Source organism: Streptomyces sp. MMCC 100, from assembly GCF_041538145.2.
GTDB lineage: Bacteria > Actinomycetota > Actinomycetes > Streptomycetales > Streptomycetaceae > Streptomyces.
Map to the genome: position 1 here is coordinate 1402095 of NZ_JBGORK020000001.1, position 18361 is coordinate 1420455.

Here is an 18361-nt window from a genome sequence, read left to right on the forward strand (position 1 = left end):
GCGCTGCCCTTCCGTCTACCGTGACGGCCGTCGCGATACGACGCGTACGACGGAGGGGTGCGGATGTCGGTGAACGGCGAGGCGGAGGAGCCGGGTTGGGAGGTCGACCCGGACGACGAGTGGGGTGTGGCCGTCCTCACCACCGTGGGGAGGCAGCTGAAGCTGCGCCGCGAGGCGGTGGGGATGCGGGCGGGCGACTTCGGGGTGGCGGTCGGGTACGGGGAGGATCTCGTCTACAAGGTGGAGGGCGGGAAGCGGATCCCTCGCCGGGAGTACCTGGAAAAGGCGGACCAGGTCCTCGACGCGGGCGGTCTCATCGCCGCGGCCTGGGAGGACGTGAAGAAGGTCCGGTACCCCAAGCAGGTACGGGACCTGACGAAGCTGGAGTCGCGGGCCGTCGAGTCGCTCTCGTACGGCAGCTACAGCCTGCATGGGCTGCTCCAGACCGAGGAGTACGCACGCGCCCTCCTCGGCAGGCGGCGACCGGCCCTCACCGATGACGAGGTGGAGAGCGCCGTCGCCGCACGTATGGGTCGCAAGGCGATGCTCGAACGGGTCCCGGCCCCGGAGCTCAGCTTTGTCCAGGAAGAGGCGACCCTCAGGCGTCCTGTGGGAGGCATGATGGTTCTCCGGCGGCAGCTCGAACACCTGTTGGAGGTAGAGCAGTTGCGGCACGTGGAGATCCAGGTGATGCCGACGTCTCGCGGTGACCATCCGGGAGGTGGACGGATGCAGGTGCTCAAGTTCGACGACGGCACGGCGGTCGGCCGGGCCGACGACTTGTTCGGTGGTCGGCCTGTCACGGACCCCCGGCAGCTGCGCATCCTCGAACTGCGCTATGGCAGTATCCGGGCCGAGGCACTGCCCGTCCGGGAATCAGTGGCCTTCATCGAACAACTGCTGGGGGAGACATGAGCCGTAAGGACACAACCGGACACCTCGCCGACCTGGCCTGGTTCAAGAGCAGCTACAGCGATACCAGCGAGCCCAGCGACTGCGTCGAGGTAGCGATAACCCCCGCCACCATCCACATCCGTGACTCCAAGCACCCCGACGGCCCCCGCCTCGCCGTCGAATCGCCGGCATGGACGACGTTCGTGGCCTGGCCCCACCCGATCAGTCCTCGGGCTTGATCTTCGAGGCGACGAAGAGCAGCCCGGCCGTCGCCGCGATGAGAACTCCGGCCAGTTCCTCGTAGCCCTGGAAATAGGCGATGGGGACGGCGAGGCCGCAGGCTGCTCCGAGCAGCTCGAAGAAGCCCCCGATCAGCCGCCGGGGGCGGTTCGCAGGCGGAGGGCGATGGGGGTGCGGCGGGCTTCGCCAGTAGTGGAGGGGGCCCGCCCTGGGCTTCCAGTCCTCCTCCCGGAGCCGCAGGTACTCCGGGTGGTGCCGGGCGTAGCCCAGACGCCGGGGCGCCAGGCGCCGCCACGGCAGTCGGCCCTGCCGGATCGCGATCCATACGAGCCCCGGCAGGCAGGCGACGGCCGCCCAGACCGCCGCGACCGTCCGCTCTCCGGCCGAAGCCGGCAGAATGCCGAGCAGCCGGTCGAGCTGCCCGCCGGCGGCGTAGGCGATCAACGCGGCCAGGGAGAGCACCGCTGCGGTCCGCTCTATCTGGTGTCCGGTGTGGCAGCGGGCACAGCGTGGAACGGACACGATTTCCCTACGCCAGGTGGTGCGCAGGACGACGATCCACGGGGTCATGGTGGTTTCCTCGTCCTTGTGCAACCCCAGGACGTGGTCGTGCCATGACGGTGGCGCGGCCTCCCGGCAGAACCAGCACTCCCGCACCACGAACTTCCTTCCCCCGGCCGTTGCGCGATGTGGACGGCAGTGTAGGCGCGGCCGCCGTCGACGCCAACAGCCTGCCGAACGGGCCCTGGTGGGCCCCGGACACGCTGGTCCGGGGCCGGGGGTGGTTCGGGGCTACGGTCAGACGCTCGTCGTGTGGGCGTGGGCCGCCGCGCCGCCGAAGGGTGCCGAGGCGCCGACGCCGCCGGTGAGGGCGAACGGGCCGGACTCCGCGTGGAGGCCGGCACCGAGGGCGCCGTCGCCCGCGACGAGGGCCGCGCTCGCGGTGAGGCCGATGCCGCCGGACACCCGGTCCAGGTCCGCGTCGGAGATCTCGGCCGTTTCGACCTGGGGGACAGTGTTCATGGCAGGTCTGTTCCTTTCGTGGGGAAGGGGAGCGGTGCGGTACGCACGCCCGACGTCCGGAGTCGGGTACTCCGGTACGGGTCACCGGCGTGCCGCGCACCGATCAAAGCACGGGGGTGAACGGCCCACCATCGACGTGCCGTTGACCGCCGTTGCCCGGCGTCGCCGGGTTCATCAGTGTGTGAATGCGGTCAGGGAAAGCGGCCGGACCTTCACGCCATCCCCCTGGGGCAAGGGGCTCCTCGGCGCTGCGACGCGTGCGGTCCGTCCGGTGGGCCGCGACCGCGCCCCGACGTGCGACCGAGCGATGAACGCTGTGGAGATTCACGGGTTTTCCGGGACCGATCCAGGGCCGGGCTCCGGAACGGGTGCGGAACGGGCAGCCGGAGCGGAGGCGACCCTCAGGCGTCCTGTGGGAGGCATGAGGGTTCTGCGGCGGCATGGACGACGTTCGTGGCCTGGCCTCACGCGGTGGGACTGTCGTCCAGTCGGCGCTGCTCCGCCTCGCTCAGCTCGAGTTCGGCCGCCTCGGCGGAGTCCTGGATCGATGCCGGGCGGCTGGCGCCCCGGCACCGGGATCACCGCCGGGGAGCGGGCCAGCAGCCATGCCAGGGCGACCTGCTGCGGGCTGACGCCGTGCACGGCCGCGATGCGGTGGAACGCCGTGTCCGCGGTGGTCGGGCCGCGGGTGCCGTCGAGGGCGCTCGGTGAGATGCCGCCCAGTGGACTCCAGGGCAGGAAGGCCAGTCCCAGCCGGGTGCTCAGCCGCAGCTCGGGCTCGCTGTCGCGGACGGCCGGCGAGTACCGGTTCTGTACGGAGACGAGGCCCTTGCCGAGGATCCTGTGCGCCTCGCGGATCTGGTCGGCGGTGACGTTGGAAATCCCGGCGGCGCGGATGGTGCCGGCGTCGATCAGCTCCCGCAGCGTGCCCACGGACTCCGCCCAGGGCACGGCCGGGTCCGGCTTGTGCAGCTGGTACAGGCCGATGGCCTCCACGCCCAGCCGCTTCAGGGACGCCTCCGCGGCGCGTCTGAGGTGGTCGGGGGTGGCGTCGACGGTCCAACTGCCGTCGCCGGGGCGGCCGCGGCCGCCCTTCGTGGCGACGAGCAGGTGCGAGGTGTCCCCGCCGTAGCGGGCCAGGGCGCGGGCGATGAGAAGCTCGTTGTGCCCGGCTTCGCCGGCGTGCCAGTGGTAGCTGTCGGCGGTGTCGATGAGCGTGACCCCGGCGTCCAGGGCGGCGTGGATGGTGGCGACGGCCCGCTGTTCGTCCGGCCGGTGCTCGATGGACAGGGGCATGGCGCCCAGGCCGACGGCGCTCACGGCAGTGTCTCCGATGGTGCGGTACCGCATGGGGTGTCCGTTCCTCAGCAGGTGGGGGCGGCGGTCGTGGCGAGGACTTCGGTGACGGCGCCGGGGAGCCAGTCGGCGGTGCGGGAGAAGGAGAAGCCCAGTTCCTTCGCGCGGGCGTTGCCCATGGCGTAGTGGCGGTCGAAGGAGAACGGCGAGGCCGGCTCGCCCGCGGCGACGCTGCGGTACACGGCCTCCCGGCCGACCTGCGCGGCGATGACAGTGCCGAGGCCGTAGACGTCGAGCGGCCCGTCGGAGCAGGCGTTGACCGCGCCGGTGGCATCGGTGAGCGTGGCCGCCCACCGCAGCAGCTCCGCCAGCTCCTCGTAGTGGATGAAGACCGTGGGCAGCGCCTCGGAGTGCACGGTGATCGGTGTGCCGTGGGCGATGCGCTCGGTGTAGTGCATGAGCCGGCCGGTGAACTCGCGGGCGTTGATCAGGTCGGTCCGAACATCACGCCTGCCAGCGCCCCGAAGGTGTCTTCGGGATTCCGCCCGTCCAGCAGACCGTCAAGGTTGTGGGAGAGCAGCAGCGTCGCGAAGCCATGGGCCATCGACCAGGCCGCCATGAAGCCGATGGCCGGATCGTCGTCGTAGCCCTCCACGGCCGTACGGAGCATGCTCCGCGTCTGCTCGCGCGCCGCGAGGAGTTCGGAGTCGTCCGGGCGCAGCAGATCCGGTCGGAACATGATCTGGAAATGAGCCGGGTGTGCGGCGGCGAAGCGCACGTACCGCACGCCCAGGTCACGCAGGTCCTCCGCCTCGCCGAGCGCGGCGGACAGGAGACCGTGACCCTCGGTGGCGATGGCGGTGAGAAGGCCCGCGCGGTCCTTGAAGTGGTGGGCGGGCGCGGCATGAGAGACGCCCGCGCGACGGGCCAGGTCGCGCAGGGACAGAGACGCCGGCCCTTCGGCGGCGATGACGTCGAGGGCCGCGGTGAGCACGGCTCGGCGCAGGTCTCCGTGGTGGTAGGAGCGTTCGGTGGGCATGAGAGCAGCCTAGCGCCATCTAGTCATTGACAAGATGGCGCGTCGAAGGGAGTCTGGGGCAAGGGAAATATTCGGGCCGCTGGCAAGGGGAGCCGTTTTGAGCAACGACAACGGGCGTGTGAGGCAGATGTGGCACCTCTTGGAGCCCCTGCATGCCGTCCTCTATTTCGCGCCACAGGTCTTCGAGGAGGTCGAGTCGCTCGGCTACAGCACCGGCGAACGCTGGCCGAGCTACTTCGCCCTGCGGGCGGCGCCGCTCGGGGCACCCGGACCCCGTCAGGTGGCTTCCGCGTTCTACAGCTTCAGCCCGCGCACGGTCGCCGAGCACGTCCCCGCCGTCTGGGACGTCGCCGCACCGGGCAAGGTGATCGACGCTCGGACGCGCGGCATCGACCGGGCATACCGCGCTCTCTTCGGCGCGCGGACGGACAGCCCCGAAGTCGCCGAGGCCGCAGTACTCGCCCGCCGGGCGGCGGAGGCCGTACATACCGAGGGCCGTCCGCTCGCCGCGGCCAACGCGGAGTTGCCCTGGCCACAGGAACCGCACCTCGTGCTGTGGCAGGCCGCGACGATCCTGCGCGAGCACCGCGGCGACGGTCATCTCGCCGCTCTTCTGACCGCGGACCTCGACTCGGTGGAGGCGCTGGTGTCGTTCGCCGCGATCGGCGCCGCGCCGGCCGAGGTCTTCGCGAGCCGCGGCTGGAACGAGCACGAGTGGGCGGCCGCCCGCGAGCGGCTCTCCGCACGGGGACTGCTGCACGCCGACGGCTCCGCGACCGACGCGGGCCGCGCCCTGCGTGCCGAGGTCGAGCGCCGCACCGACGAACTGGCCGCTGCCCCCTGGCGGACTCTCGGCGACGAGGGCACCACGAGGCTCGCCGAACTCCTCGGCCCCTTCTGGCTGGAGGTCCTGGGCTCAGGCATGCTGCCTCGCGACACCACGCTCGGCATCGGAAAGGTCTGACATCTCGCGCCGCACGGTGATCACGTCATCGATGCCGACGCGGGGCAGGACGGCGGCCAGGAGGACGTGACGGCAGCGGGGCCGTACGGCGGCCAGGACGGCGTGACGGCAGCGGGGCCGTACGGCGGCCAGGACGGCGTGACGGCAGCGGGGCCGTACGGAATCCGCGACGTCGGCCCCGCCTCCGGTGGAGCGCTACAGCACCGGCAGCGACTTCCGCAGCTCGAACGCCGTCACCTGGGACCGGTACTCCTCCCACTCCTGCCGCTTGTTGCGGAGGAAGAAGTCGAAGACGTGCTCGCCGAGGGTCTCGGCGACCAGGTCGCTGCGTTCCATCAGGGCGAGGGCCTCGCCCAGGTTCTGGGGGAGGGGCTCGATGCCCAGGGCGCGGCGTTCCGCGTCCGAGAGGGCCCAGACGTCGTCCTCGGCGCCCGGCGGGAGCTCGTAGCCCTCCTCGATGCCCTTGAGGCCGGCGGCGAGCAGGACGGCGTAGGTGAGGTACGGGTTGGCGCCGGAGTCGATGGAGCGGACCTCGACGCGGGCCGAGCCGGTCTTGCCGGGCTTGTACATCGGGACGCGGACCAGGGCCGAGCGGTTGTTGTGGCCCCAGCAGATGTACGACGGGGCCTCGCCGCCCGCGCCGGCGGTGCGCTCGGTGCCGCCCCAGATGCGCTTGTAGGAGTTCACCCACTGGTTGGTGACCGCCGAGATCTCCCCCGCGTGCCGCAGCAGGCCCGCGATGAAGGAGCGGCCGACCTTCGAGAGCTGGTACTCGGCGCCCGACTCGTAGAACGCGTTGCGGTCGCCCTCGAAGAGGGACAGGTGCGAGTGCATGCCCGAGCCGGGGTACTCCGAGAACGGCTTCGGCATGAAGGTGGCCTGGAGGCCCTGTTCGAGTGCCACCTGCTTCATGACCAGGCGGAAGGTCATGATGTTGTCGGCCGTGGAGAGCGCGTCGGCGTAGCGCAGGTCGATCTCCTGCTGGCCGGGGGCGCCCTCGTGGTGGGAGAACTCCACCGAGATGCCCATCGACTCCAGCATGGTGATCGCCTGGCGGCGGAAGTCCATGCCGATGTTCTGCGGGGTGTGGTCGAAGTAGCCGGAGTTGTCGGCGGGGGTGGGCACCGTGCCGTCGACCGGCTTGTCCTTCAGCAGGAAGAACTCGATCTCCGGGTGGGTGTAGAAGGTGAAGCCCAGGTCGGAGGTGCGGGCCAGGGCGCGCTTGAGGACGTAGCGCGGGTCCGCGAAGGACGGCGAGCCGTCCGGCATGAGGATGTCGCAGAACATCCGGGCCGTGCCGGGGGCCTCCGCCCGCCACGGCAGGACCTGGAACGTCGACGGGTCCGGCTTGGCGATCATGTCGGACTCGTAGACCCGCGCGAAGCCCTCGATCGCGGAGCCGTCGAAACCGATGCCCTCGTCGAAGGCCTGCTCCAGCTCGGCCGGGGCCACGGCGACGGACTTGAGGAAGCCCAGAACGTCCGTGAACCACAGGCGTACGAACCGGATGTCGCGCTCCTCCAGCGTCCGGATCACGAACTCCTGCTGCTTGTCCATCTTCCGCTTCCCCATCCTTGCTGGTCAGGCCGCCTGTCTCCGGTACGGCGGGAGGCGGTCGGGCACTCGAGCATCACACCACAGCGCCGTTACGTACGCGTTGCGGACCTCCCTCGGCCGGCCCACCCCGTGACCGCAGCGTAGAGGCCATCTGTTCGATCGGGCCATTCCGGGGATCCGGCCGGGACAGATCCTGTGACCTCCCTACGAAGGACGGGCCCCGCGCCATTACGATCAGCGGACCTCACGCACCTCCGTCTCCAGATTTCTTCCCAGAAGGGCAACACCCCATGGGTTCCGCCAAGAAGAGCAGCAACACGGCGCGACAGGCCCGCATAGCCGAGATGCGGCGCGCCGAGGAGGCCCGCAACCGCCGGAACCGGATCCTCGCGATCACGCTCAGCACCGTGGTCGTCGCCGGTCTCGTCGTCGGCGGCGTCTTCCTCTTCCGGTCGCAGTCCGACGACTCCGACGGCATGGCGTCGAAGGGCGACGGGTCGAAGACCTCCGGCAAGTTCGTCACCGGCGCCGACGGGCTGCGGACCTGGGAGGGGAATCTGTCGCGCAACCACGTCACCAAGAAGGTGACCTACCCCGTCGAGCCCCCCGTCGGCGGCGACCACGACCAGGTCTGGATGAACTGCAACGGCGACGTCTACACCAAGCCGCTGAACAACGAGAACGCCGTGCACTCGCTGGAGCACGGCGCCGTCTGGGTGACGTACACCGACAAGGCGCCCGAGGCCGACGTCGAGAAGCTGGCCGCCAAGGTCAAGAAGACGCCGTACTCGCTGATGAGCCCCGACGACAAGCAGAAGGACCCGATCGTGCTGTCCGCCTGGGGACACCAGCGCACGGTGACCGGTGCCGACGACCCGAACGTGGACAAGTTCTTCGAGAAGTTCGTCCAGGGCGAGCAGACCCCCGAGCCGGGGGCCGCGTGCACCCAGGGGCTGTCCCAGTGACCCCGAAACGGGCCGGCTGGATCGCGGGCGCCGCGGCCGCGGTGCTCGTCACGGCCGGCGGGATCACCTACGCGGTCGCCGGGGACGACGGCGGCAGCCGGGTCCCGGCCGCCGACTCCGCGGACGCCGGGTTCGCGCGGGACATGTCGGTCCACCACCAGCAGGCCGTGGAGATGTCGTACATCGTGCGTGACCGCACCGACGACGAGGAGGTGCGGCGGCTCGCGTACGACATCGCGCAGACCCAGGCCAACCAGCGCGGCATGATGATCGGCTGGCTCGACCTGTGGGCGCTGCCCAAGGTGTCGTCCGACCCGCCGATGACCTGGATGGGCATGGGCGACGCGCCCTCCGCCGGTGAGGGTTCGCTGATGCCGGGGATGGCCACCGACGCCGAGATGAACAAGCTCCGGACGCTGGACGGGAAGCAGGCCGAGGTCTACTACCTCCAGCTGATGACCGAGCACCACAAGGGCGGCGTCCACATGGCGAAGGGGTGCGTCGAGAGGTGCACGGTCGGCGTGGAGAAGCGGCTGGCCCGGGGGATGGTGGAGTCGCAGGAGTCGGAGATCCGGCTGATGGCCGACCTGCTGGCCGAGCGGGGCGCGAAGCCGCGGACGTGAAGCCGCAGGCGTGAAACCGGGAGGCCTGTGACGTGGCGGACATGTCGCGGTAACACGTCCGACACCCCATAGCGTCGCTCTGACGATTACAGTGGACGCGTGCCTCGACTACGACTCGCCCTGAACCAGATCGACTCCACCGTCGGCGACATCGACGGCAACGCGGAGTCCGTCCTGCGCTGGACCCGGCACTCGGCCGAGCAGGGAGCGCACCTGGTGGCGTTCCCGGAGATGACGCTGACGGGGTACCCGGTGGAGGACCTGGCCCTCAGGCCCTCCTTCGTCGCGGCCTCCCGCGCCGCCCTGCGCTCCCTCGCGGGCCGGCTGGCGGAAGAGGGCCTCGGCGGGGTCCCCGTGGTCGTCGGCTACCTCGACCGCTCCGTGACCGCCCAGCCGAGGTACGGCCAGCCGGCCGGGGCCCCGCAGAACGCGGCGGCCGTGCTGTACGGCGGCGAGGTGGCGCTGAACTTCGCCAAGCACCACCTGCCGAACTACGGCGTCTTCGACGAGTTCCGCTACTTCGTGCCCGGCGACACCCTGCCGGTGGTGCGGGTGCGCGGCGTGGACGTGGCGCTGGCCATCTGCGAGGACCTGTGGCAGGACGGCGGCCGGGTGCCCGCCGCCCGCTCGGCACGGGCCGGGCTGCTGCTCTCCGTCAACGCCTCCCCGTACGAGCGGGACAAGGACGACACCCGGCTGGAGCTGGTGCGCAAACGCGCCCAGGAGGCCGGGTGCACCACCGCCTACCTCGCCATGACCGGCGGGCAGGACGAGCTGGTCTTCGACGGCGACTCGATCGTCGTCGACCGGGACGGCACGGTCCTGGCCCGGGCGCCGCAGTTCACCGAGGGCTGCATGGTGCTGGACCTCGACCTGCCGGCCGCCGACGCGGAGCCGCCCACCGGCGTCGTGGACGACGGACTGCGCATCGACCGGGTGGTGCTCTCCGGGGAAGCCGGGCGGGAGCAGCCGCTGCCCGCCGGTGAACCCTGGCTGTCCGGCGGCCACGCCGAGCCGCTGGACGACGACGAGGAGGTCTACTCCGCGCTCGTCACCGGCCTGCGCGCGTACGTCACGAAGAACGGCTTCCGCTCGGTGCTGATCGGGCTGTCCGGCGGCATCGACTCCGCGCTGGTCGCGTCCATCGCCTGCGACGCGCTCGGCGCGGAGCACGTGTACGGCGTCTCGATGCCGTCCAAGTACTCCTCCGGGCACTCCAGGGACGACGCGGCCGAGCTGGCCCGGCGCACCGGCCTGCACTACCGCACCGTGTCCATCGAGCCGATGTTCGACGCGTACACGGGCGCGCTGGAGCTGACCGGCCTGGCCGAGGAGAACCTCCAGTCCCGGCTGCGCGGCACGCTGCTGATGGCGCTCTCCAACCAGGAGGGCCACCTCGTGCTGGCCCCCGGCAACAAGTCGGAGCTGGCGGTCGGCTACTCGACGCTGTACGGCGACTCGGTGGGCGCGTACGGGCCCATCAAGGACGTGTACAAGACGTCGGTCTTCCGCCTCGCCGAGTGGCGCAACCGCGCGGCGAAGGCTCGCGGCCAGGCTCCGCCGATCCCCGAGAACTCGATCAGCAAGCCGCCGAGCGCGGAGCTGCGCCCCGGCCAGGTCGACACGGACTCGCTGCCGGACTACCCGGTGCTGGACGCGATCCTCGCCCTGTACGTCGACCGGGACCGGGGCGCGGACGAGATCGTGGCCGCCGGGTACGACCGGGAGCTGGTGACGAGGACGCTGCGCATGGTCGACATCGCGGAGTACAAGCGGCGGCAGTACCCGCCGGGCACCAAAATCTCGCCCAAGGGCTTCGGCAAGGACCGCCGCCTGCCGGTCACCAACCGCTGGCGGGAGACCGGCTGAGGCGGCGGAACCGCCGTACCGGTCAGCCCTCGCGCTTGAGGTCCGCCAGCACCTTGTGCAGCGGCTCGGCCACGCGGCGCCGGTACTCCTGGATGGCCCAGCCGTTGCCGTCCGGGTCCTTGAAGTACATGAAGGTGGCGCCGTCGTCCGGCGCGTACTGCACCGGCTCCGAGACCTCCAGGCCGCGCGCGGTCAGCTCGGCGTGGGCCGCCTTGATGTCGGCGACGCAGAGCTGGAGGGCCTGGTACGAGCCGGGTTCCGGCCGGGTCTCGGCCTGCGCCATGTCCCAGATGGCGTCGCCGAGGGCGATCGAACAGCCGGAGCCCGGGGGCGTCAGCTGGACGATCCGCATGCCCGGCATGACCTCCTGGTCGATGTCGACGTGGAAGCCGACCTTGTCCCGGTAGAAGTCCCGGGCGCGGTCGATGTCGCTCACGGGCAGCGGGATGACTTCGAGCGTGAAGTCCATGGCATGACTCCTTGGGCGTTCGTCGGTCGCGGGTGTCAGTAGTGGTAGCGCGCCTGGACGATGATCAGCACATCGTCGGTGGGCTTGTACACGAGACGGTGCGTGTCGTCGATGCGCCGTGACCAGTAGCCGGACAGGTCGCCCTTGAGCGGCTCCGGCTTGCCGATGCCCTTGAACGGGTCACGGGTGATGTCGGTGATCAGTCTGTTGATCCGCTTGGTCACCTTCCGGTCGCTCTCGGCCCAGTGGACGTAGTCCTCCCAGCCGTGGGACGTGAAAGTGATCCTCACGCCCGCTCCGCGTCCGGGTCGATCAGCTCACGATGCCGTGCGTCGCCCGCCTCGGCCTCCGCGATGGAGTCGAGCAGCCGGCGGGCGTTCCTCGGCGAACGCAGGAGATGCACCGTCTCCGTCCACGCCGTGAAGTCCTCCTCGGACATGAGCACGGCGTTCCCCTTGCGGGAGGTGATGTGCACCGGGGCATGGTCCTCGTTGACCTGCTCTATCAGCGGGAACAGATTCTGACGGGCTTCGCTGGCGGTGATGGACATACCAGTGCCTCCCTTCCTCGGCTTGTACAAGATATCGTACGAGTCGGGAGCGGGCCACCGGAAAGCGGGAGCGGTACGTCCCGGCGCCCGCACGCCGTTCCCCGGCTACGCTCAGGCCGTACGACCTTGATCCGACCGGGCCCACGTGCCCCGCAGTCCGACAGGAGGCCGAGATGACGGCGCCGGGGCGCAGGAGCAGTACCTTCACGCGGCTGCTGCGGCACGGTTTCACCGATCCCTCGGCCGCCGAACGGCTGCTGGACGGGGCCGAGCTGGCCGAGCTGCGCGCCGACCCCGTCCTGCTGGAGGCGCTGGGCGCCACCGCCGACCCGGACCTCGCCCTGCACGGACTGGTACGGCTCCTGGAGGCGCAGCCCGACGCCACCGCCCGCCAGGAACTGCTGGACACCCTGATAGCGGCCAAGCCGCTGCGCGACCGTCTCCTCGGTGTGCTCGGCGCCTCCGAGGCGCTCGCCGACCACCTCGCCCGGCACGCCGGGGACTGGCAGGCCCTCGTGACGTACGAGCCGCGCGATCTGCACCGCGGCGTCGAGGAGTTCGAGCGGGGGCTCGCCGAGGCCACCGACCCGGTGTCCCTGCGCGTCGCCTACCGGCGCTGCCTGCTGTCCATCGCCGCCCGCGACGTGTGCGGCACCATCGACGTCGCCGAGACCGCCGCCGAACTGGCCGACCTCGCCACCGCCACCCTGCGCGCCGCCCTGGCCCTCGCCGAGGCCGCCGCGCCCGAGGACGCCGCGCGGTGCAGGCTCGCGGTGATCGCGATGGGCAAGTGCGGCGGACACGAGCTGAACTACGTCTCCGACGTCGACGTCATCTTCGTGGGCGAGGCCGCAGAGGGCACAGCAGGCCCGGCCGGTGGCGCGGACGCCGACGAGGCCAAGGCGATGCGGGCCGCGACCTCGCTCGCCGCGCACATGATGCGGATCTGCTCCGAGACCACCGTCGAGGGCTCCATCTGGCCCGTCGACGCCAACCTCCGCCCCGAGGGCCGCAACGGCCCGCTGGTGCGCACCCTCAGCAGCCACGTCGCCTACTACCAGCGCTGGGCCAAGACCTGGGAGTTCCAGGCGCTGCTCAAGGCCCGTCCGGTGGCCGGCGACCCCGGGCTCGGCGCCGAGTACGTCGCCGCCCTCCAGCCCCTGGTGTGGCAGGCCGCCGACCGTGAGAACTTCGTCCCGGACGTGCAGAAGATGCGCCGCCGGGTGGTGGAGAACATCCCCGTCGCCGAGGTCGACCGGCAGCTCAAGCTCGGGCCCGGCGGCCTCAGGGACGTCGAGTTCGCCGTGCAGCTCCTCCAGCTGGTGCACGGGCGGGCCGACACATCCCTGCACAGCGGCACGACGCTGGACGCGCTGGAGGCCCTCGCCGCGGGCGGCTACGTCGGCCGCACGGACGCCGCCCAGCTCGACGAGGCGTACCGCTTCCTGCGCTCCATGGAGCACCGCATCCAGCTGTACCGGCTGCGCCGCACCCACCTCGTGCCCGAGGACGAGGCCGACCTGCGCCGCCTCGGCCGCTCGCTGGGCCTGCGCACCGACCCGGTGGCCGGGCTGCTGCGCGCGTGGAAGCGGCACGCCTCCGTCGTACGCCGGCTGCACGAGAAGCTGTTCTACCGGCCCCTGCTCGACGCCGTCGCCCAGCTCGCGCCCGGCGAGGCCCGGCTGAGCCCCGAGGCGGCCCGGGAGCGCCTGGTCGCCCTCGGGTACGCCGACCCGGCCGCCGCGCTCAGGCACCTGGAGGCGCTGGCGTCCGGCGTCACCCGCAAGGCGGCCATCCAGCGCACCCTGCTGCCCGTGCTGCTGGGCTGGTTCGCCGACTCCGCCGACCCGGACACCGGGCTGCTCAACTTCCGCAAGGTCTCCGACGCCCTCGGCAACACCCCCTGGTACCTCAGGCTGCTGCGGGACGAGGGCGCCGCCGCCGAGAACCTCGCCCGCGTCCTGTCCGCCGGGCGGCTCGCGCCCGACCTGCTGATGCGGGCCCCGGAGGCCGTCGCGCTGCTCGGCGACGGCGTCGCCGGAGGGCTGCGGCCGCGCGGCCGGGCCCAGCTGGAGCAGGAGACCCTCGCCGCGGTCCGCCGCGCCGACGACGCCGTACAGGCCGTCACCGCGGTGCGCGGCGTACGGCGCCGGGAGCTGTTCCGCACGGCCGCCGCGGACATCGTCGGCTCCTACGGCACCGAGGCCCAGCCCGTCGAGGCCGACCAGGGCGCCCTGGTGGACCTGGTCGGCGGCGCGGTGTCCGACCTGACGGCGGCGACGCTCGCCGGGACGCTGCGGGCGGTCGTGCGGGACAAGTGGGGCGACGTCCTGCCGACCCGGTTCGCGATCATCGGCATGGGCCGCTTCGGCGGACACGAACTGGGCTACGGCTCGGACGCGGACGTGCTGTTCGTGCACGAGCCCCGCGACGGGGCGGACGAGCGGGAGGCGGGGGACGCCGCCAACAAGGTCGTCTCCGAGATGCGCCGCCTGCTCCAGGTGCCGAGCGCCGACCCGCCGCTGCTGATCGACGCCGACCTGCGGCCCGAGGGCAGGTCGGGACCGCTGGTGCGGACCCTCAAGTCGTACGAGGCCTACTACCGGCGCTGGTCACTGGGGTGGGAGTCGCACGCGCTGCTGCGGGCCGAGTTCGTCGCCGGCGACGAGGACCTGGGGCGCCGCTTCATCGAGCTGATCGACCCCCTTCGCTATCCCGCGAGCGGGCTCACGGAGGACGCCGTACGGGAGATCCGGCGGCTCAAGGCCCGCATGGAGTCCGAGCGGCTGCCGCGCGGGACCGACCCCAAGCTGCACGCCAAACTGGGGCCGGGAGGGCTGTCCGACGTGGAGTGGACCGTGCAGTTGCTCCAGCTGCGGCACGGGCACGAGGTCGCCGGGCTGCGGACCACGGGGACACGGGCGGCGCTGGCCGCGGCACGGGACGCCGGGTTCGTCTCGGAGGAGAACACCGCGACCCTCGACGAGGCGTGGGTCCTGGCGACACGGGTGCGCAACGCGGTCATGCTGGTCCGCGGGCGGGCCGGCGACACCTTCCCGACCGACCCGCGCGAGCTGGCGGCCGTGGGCCGCTACCTGGGCCACGGGTCCGGCCACGCGGGCGACATGCTCGACGAGTACCGCCGCACGGCCCGCCGGGCCCGGACGGTGGTGGAGGAGCTGTTCTACGCGTAAGGCAACCACACCCTCCGCCGCCGCGCAGCGACCGGCACCACCCGGGGCAACGCGTACGGCAACCGCCCGTACCAGACGAAAGCCACCCCGTACCCGAACCCCAGGCACAGCACACCCCCCACCGCGTCCAGCCAGAAGTGGTTCGCCGTCGCCACGATCACCACCAGCGTGAGCGCCGGATACACCAGCCCCAGCACCCGCACCCACGGCACCGAGGCCAGCGCGAAGATCGTCAGCCCGCACCACACCGACCACCCGATGTGCATCGACGGCATCGCGGCGTACTGGTTGGACATGTTCTTCAGGTCCCCGGACGCCATCGACCCCCACGTCTCGTGCACCATCACCGTGTCGACGAAGTGGCCGCCGTTCATCAGCCGGGGCGGGGCGAGCGGGTACAGGTAGTAGCCGACCAGGGCGACGCCCGTGGTCGCGAAGACGACCAGCCGGGTCGCCGCGTAGCGCCCGGGATGGCTGCGGTAGAGCCACACCAGTACACCCAGGGTCACCACGAAGTGCAGCGTGGCGTAGTAGTAGTTCATGCCGACGACGAGCCAAGTGACCGAGTTGACCGCGTGGTTGACGGACTCCTCGACGGCGACACCGAGTTGCTGCTCGACGCGCCAGATCCAGTCGGCGTTGCGCAGCGCCGCCGTCCGCTGTTCCGGCACCGCGTTGCGGACGAGGGAGTACGTCCAGTAACTGAGCCCGATGAGCAGGATCTCGAACCAGAGGCGGGGGCGGCGCGGGGTGCGGAGCCGACGCAGGAGGCCCTTCCCCGTCGTCTCAGTGACGGGGTGCGGAACGCCGTCCTCCAGGCGTTCCCGAGTCCTCACGGTCGCGTCACCCATAGGCATGAAGTCTGCCAGAAAAGCCCTCTCCCACCGATCATCCCTCATGCCGATCCGACCCGCATCCGGCCCGGATCCGACACCCCGAGGAGGGTCAGGGCCGGACGCGCTCGCCCGGTGCCGACGCCGTCGATCCGCGCACCACCAGCTCCGGCATGAACACGAACTCGCTGTGCGGCGCGGGCGTCCCGCCGATCTCCTCGAGCAGTGTGCGCACCGCCGCCTGCCCCATCGCGGGGACCGGCTTGCGGACCGTCGTCAGCGGCGGGTCGGTGAAGGCGATCAGCGGCGAGTCGTCGAAGCCGACGACCGAGATGTCCTTGGGCACGTCCAGGCCCAGCTGCCGGGCCGCGCGTATCGCGCCCAGTGCCATCATGTCGCTGGCGCAGACCACCGCCGTGCAGTCCCGCCCGATGAGTGCGGCGGCCGCCGCCTGGCCGCCCTCCAGGGTGTAGAGCGAGTGCTGGACCAGCTCCTTCTCCACCGTCTCGGCGCTCAGCCCCAACTGCTCCTGGACGGTGCGCACGAACCCCTCGATCTTGCGCTGCACCGGCACGAACCGCTTCGGTCCGAGGGCCAGTCCGATCCGGGTGTGCCCGAGCGAGGCGAGGTGCGTGACCGCGAGGCTCATCGCGGCCCGGTCGTCGGGGGAGATGAACGGCGCCTGCACCTGCGACGAGAAACCGTCGACGAGGACGAAGGGCACGCCCTGCGCGCGCAGCCGCTCGTAGCGCTGCATGTCGGCGGTGGTGTCGGCGTGCAGTCCCGAGACGTAGATGATGCCGGCGACGCCGCGGTCGACCAGCATCTCGGTCAGCTCGTCCTCCGTGGAACCGCCCGGCGTCTGGGTGGCGAGGACCGGCGTGTAGCCCTGGCGGGTCAGCGCCTGGCCGATGACCTGGGCCAGCGCAGGGAATATCGGGTTCTCCAGCTCCGGGGTGATCAGGCCGACCAGGCCCTCGCTGCGCTGCCGCAGCCGCACGGGGCGCTCGTAGCCCAGCACGTCGAGGGCGGCGAGTACGGACTGACGGGTGGTGGCGGCGACGCCCGGCTTCCCGTTGAGGACGCGGCTGACGGTCGCTTCGCTCACTCCCGCCTGGGCGGCGATGTCGGCAAGCCGTGTGGTCACAGGGGTGGACTGTACCTGTCGGCCGCCTCCTTGCACACCGATCGGGCGCCGTGGGCGGCCTGGTGGACGGCCCGTCGGACGGCCCGGCGCGGGCTGCTGCGTCATCGCGCTCCCTCGAGAAAGTGGCGGCAAGAGCTTGCAGAGTCTTGCACAACCGGCCCGATACCGCTCGGGCCCCGTAAACAAGCGTCTCATGACGGTCGCCGAGAGGTCACGCCCGGATAACTTCGGAGATCTCTTGCACATTTTTGCTGCAAGACCTTTCGCCGGGCTTTCAACGCTGTTACGTTCACGTCGCTCGGCGGCGGCAACGACGCGGCCGACAGTGGCAGGAGCGGCGGACGGGCCCGCACCCTGCACCACTCGGGCTTTTCACCCTCAAGGAGAACTCATGCGGCGTGGCATAGCGGCCACCGCGCTGGTGGCGTCCCTCGCCCTGGCGGCGACGGCGTGCGGCGGGGACGGCGACAGCGACAGCGAGTCGGGCGGACCGGTCACCATCACTTACTGGGACACCTCCAACGCGACCAACGAGGCGCCGACCTACAAGGCCCTGGTCAAGGAGTTCGAGGCCGCCAACAAGGGCGTCAAGGTCAACTTCGTCAACGTCCCCTTCGACCAGGCGCAGAACAAGTTCGACACCGCCGCCGGTTCCAAGGGCGCCCCCGACGTGCTGCGCTCCGAGGTCGGCTGGACGCCCGCCTTCGCCAAGAAGGGCTTCTTCCTGCCGCTGGACGGCACCGAGGCCCTCGCCGAGCAGGACAAGTTCCAGCCCAACCTGATCGAGCAGGCCAAGTACGAGGGCAAGACCTACGGCGTGCCGCTGGTCACCGACACCCTCGCCTTCGTCTACAACAAGGAACTCTTCGAGAAGGCCGGCGTCGAGGCCCCCAAGACCTGGGACGACCTGAAGAAGGCCGCCGCCACCATCAAGGACAAGACCGGCGCCGACGGCTACTGGGCCTCCACGGCCGGCTACTACGCGCAGCCGTTCCTCTACGGCGAGGGCACCGACACGGTCGACGCCGACGCCAAGAAGGTCACCGTCAACTCGGCCGAGGCCAAAAAGGGCTACGGCACCTGGCTGAGCCTCTTCGACGGCAAGGGCCTGCACAAGGCCGACACCACCGCGGACGCCTACGCCCACATCCAGGAGGCGTTCGTCAGCGGCAAGGTCGCCTCGATCATCCAGGGCCCGTGGGAGATCACCAACTTCTACAAGGGCTCCGCCTTCAAGGACAAGAACAACCTCGGCATCGCCACCGTCCCGGCCGGCTCCACCGGCAAGGCGGGCGCCCCGACCGGCGGCCACAACCTGTCGGTCTACGCCGGTTCGGACAAGGCCCACCAGGAGGCGGCGCTGAAGTTCGTCAACTTCATGACCTCGGCGAAGTCCCAGGAGACCGTCGCCCTGAAGAACTCCACGCTGCCGACCCGCGACGACGCCTACACCGACAAGGTCAAGGCCGACCCGGGCATCGCCGGCTTCCAGACGGTCCTGCCCGCCGCCCAGCCGCGCCCGGCGCTGCCCGAGTACAGCTCCCTGTGGACGCCGCTGGACGACGAGCTGCCCCAGATCGCCGGCGGCAAGAAGTCGCTGGACGAGGGGCTGGGCGACGTCGAGACCGCGATCGCCAAGCTGGTGCCGGACTTCAGCAAGTAGAACCACCCGACCGCCGGGCCCCCGCACTGGGGGAG

Annotated in this window: 18 protein-coding genes and 1 pseudogene; 8 read left to right on the forward strand and 11 right to left on the reverse strand. The window is 71.1% G+C overall.

Annotated features, from left to right (window positions below; genetic code table 11):
- Nucleotides 1-63 precede the first annotated feature (63 nt).
- Both ABS735_RS06450 and ABS735_RS06455 read left to right on the forward strand, forming a co-directional pair.
- Nucleotides 64-915 (forward strand): helix-turn-helix domain-containing protein, encoded by an 852-nt coding sequence (locus ABS735_RS06450; protein WP_373901870.1) that lies wholly within the window; start codon nucleotides 64-66, stop codon nucleotides 913-915.
- The gene (locus ABS735_RS06455) at nucleotides 912-1133 is read left to right on the forward strand and encodes a DUF397 domain-containing protein (RefSeq protein WP_373901871.1); all 222 of its coding nucleotides are present in this window, start codon (nucleotides 912-914) and stop codon (nucleotides 1131-1133) included. The genes ABS735_RS06450 and ABS735_RS06455 overlap by 4 nt, the downstream gene beginning before the upstream one ends.
- Here the strand turns inward: ABS735_RS06455 and ABS735_RS06460 are convergent.
- From ABS735_RS06460 to ABS735_RS06480, 5 genes and pseudogenes are all read right to left on the reverse strand, one after another.
- Nucleotides 1117-1704, reverse strand: a complete 588-nt coding sequence (locus ABS735_RS06460; RefSeq protein WP_373901872.1) for a hypothetical protein — start codon at nucleotides 1702-1704, stop codon at nucleotides 1117-1119. The two genes, ABS735_RS06455 and ABS735_RS06460, sit on opposite strands and share 17 nt — an antisense overlap.
- 228 nt (nucleotides 1705-1932) lie before the next feature.
- The gene (locus ABS735_RS06465) at nucleotides 1933-2157 is read right to left on the reverse strand and encodes a hypothetical protein (protein ID WP_373901873.1); all 225 of its coding nucleotides are present in this window, start codon (nucleotides 2155-2157) and stop codon (nucleotides 1933-1935) included.
- Between the two features lie 464 nt (nucleotides 2158-2621).
- Nucleotides 2622-3507 (reverse strand): annotated as a pseudogene (locus tag ABS735_RS06470) (aldo/keto reductase).
- A 14-nt stretch (nucleotides 3508-3521) separates the two neighbouring features.
- Nucleotides 3522-3911, reverse strand: coding sequence for a Rossmann-fold NAD(P)-binding domain-containing protein (locus ABS735_RS06475; RefSeq protein WP_373901874.1), 390 nt, complete (start codon nucleotides 3909-3911; stop codon nucleotides 3522-3524).
- 29 nt (nucleotides 3912-3940) lie between these two features.
- Complete coding sequence (locus ABS735_RS06480) at nucleotides 3941-4492, reverse strand: TetR/AcrR family transcriptional regulator (RefSeq protein WP_373901875.1); 552 nt, start codon at nucleotides 4490-4492, stop codon at nucleotides 3941-3943.
- A 127-nt stretch (nucleotides 4493-4619) separates the two neighbouring features.
- Here ABS735_RS06480 and ABS735_RS06485 point away from each other — a divergent pair, with 127 nt between their 5' ends.
- Nucleotides 4620-5456 carry an SCO6745 family protein gene (locus ABS735_RS06485; protein ID WP_373902319.1) on the forward strand — a complete coding sequence of 279 codons (837 nt, stop codon included), beginning with the start codon at nucleotides 4620-4622 and terminating at the stop codon, nucleotides 5454-5456.
- Nucleotides 5457-5651: 195 nt separating this feature from the next.
- Here ABS735_RS06485 and glnA read toward each other — a convergent pair whose 3' ends face one another.
- Nucleotides 5652-7013, reverse strand: coding sequence for a type I glutamate--ammonia ligase (gene glnA / locus ABS735_RS06490; protein ID WP_373901876.1), 1362 nt, complete (start codon nucleotides 7011-7013; stop codon nucleotides 5652-5654).
- A gap of 290 nt (nucleotides 7014-7303) precedes the next feature.
- Between glnA and ABS735_RS06495 the strand changes: the two genes are divergently transcribed.
- The 3 genes from ABS735_RS06495 to ABS735_RS06505 all read left to right on the forward strand — a co-directional run bounded on the left by ABS735_RS06495 (nucleotide 7304) and on the right by ABS735_RS06505 (nucleotide 10470).
- Nucleotides 7304-7978: a DUF3105 domain-containing protein gene (locus ABS735_RS06495; RefSeq protein WP_373901877.1), complete on the forward strand. Its 675-nt coding sequence runs from the start codon at nucleotides 7304-7306 to the stop codon at nucleotides 7976-7978.
- Entirely contained in the window at nucleotides 7975-8601 is a 627-nt protein-coding gene (locus tag ABS735_RS06500) for a DUF305 domain-containing protein (RefSeq protein ID WP_373901878.1), read from the forward strand. The genes ABS735_RS06495 and ABS735_RS06500 overlap by 4 nt, the downstream gene beginning before the upstream one ends.
- 99 nt (nucleotides 8602-8700) lie before the next feature.
- Entirely contained in the window at nucleotides 8701-10470 is a 1770-nt protein-coding gene (locus ABS735_RS06505; protein ID WP_373901879.1) for an NAD+ synthase, read from the forward strand.
- A gap of 22 nt (nucleotides 10471-10492) precedes the next feature.
- On the opposite strand, the gene ABS735_RS06510 is transcribed toward ABS735_RS06505, so the two are convergent.
- From ABS735_RS06510 to ABS735_RS06520, 3 genes are read right to left on the reverse strand one after another with little or no spacing between them, the layout of a single operon-like run.
- Nucleotides 10493-10939 (reverse strand): VOC family protein, encoded by a 447-nt coding sequence (locus ABS735_RS06510; RefSeq protein WP_373901880.1) that lies wholly within the window; start codon nucleotides 10937-10939, stop codon nucleotides 10493-10495.
- A 35-nt stretch (nucleotides 10940-10974) separates the two neighbouring features.
- Entirely contained in the window at nucleotides 10975-11229 is a 255-nt protein-coding gene (locus ABS735_RS06515; RefSeq protein ID WP_373901881.1) for a Txe/YoeB family addiction module toxin, read from the reverse strand.
- Nucleotides 11226-11489, reverse strand: a complete 264-nt coding sequence (locus tag ABS735_RS06520) for a type II toxin-antitoxin system Phd/YefM family antitoxin (protein ID WP_373901882.1) — start codon at nucleotides 11487-11489, stop codon at nucleotides 11226-11228. The genes ABS735_RS06515 and ABS735_RS06520 overlap by 4 nt, the downstream gene beginning before the upstream one ends.
- A 173-nt stretch (nucleotides 11490-11662) precedes the next feature.
- Here ABS735_RS06520 and ABS735_RS06525 point away from each other — a divergent pair, with 173 nt between their 5' ends.
- Nucleotides 11663-14683 carry a bifunctional [glutamine synthetase] adenylyltransferase/[glutamine synthetase]-adenylyl-L-tyrosine phosphorylase gene (locus tag ABS735_RS06525; RefSeq protein WP_373901883.1) on the forward strand — a complete coding sequence of 1007 codons (3021 nt, stop codon included), beginning with the start codon at nucleotides 11663-11665 and terminating at the stop codon, nucleotides 14681-14683.
- Here ABS735_RS06525 and ABS735_RS06530 read toward each other — a convergent pair.
- Both ABS735_RS06530 and ABS735_RS06535 read right to left on the reverse strand, forming a co-directional pair.
- On the reverse strand, nucleotides 14674-15534 hold the full coding sequence (locus ABS735_RS06530; RefSeq protein ID WP_373901884.1) for a phosphatase PAP2 family protein: 861 nt from the start codon (nucleotides 15532-15534) through the stop codon (nucleotides 14674-14676). The two genes, ABS735_RS06525 and ABS735_RS06530, sit on opposite strands and share 10 nt — an antisense overlap.
- A 94-nt stretch (nucleotides 15535-15628) precedes the next feature.
- Complete coding sequence (locus ABS735_RS06535) at nucleotides 15629-16663, reverse strand: LacI family DNA-binding transcriptional regulator (protein WP_373901885.1); 1035 nt, start codon at nucleotides 16661-16663, stop codon at nucleotides 15629-15631.
- 391 nt (nucleotides 16664-17054) lie between these two features.
- On the opposite strand from ABS735_RS06535, the gene ABS735_RS06540 reads away from it, so the two are divergent.
- Nucleotides 17055-18326, forward strand: coding sequence for an extracellular solute-binding protein (locus ABS735_RS06540; RefSeq protein WP_373901886.1), 1272 nt, complete (start codon nucleotides 17055-17057; stop codon nucleotides 18324-18326).
- Nucleotides 18327-18361 lie beyond the last annotated feature (35 nt).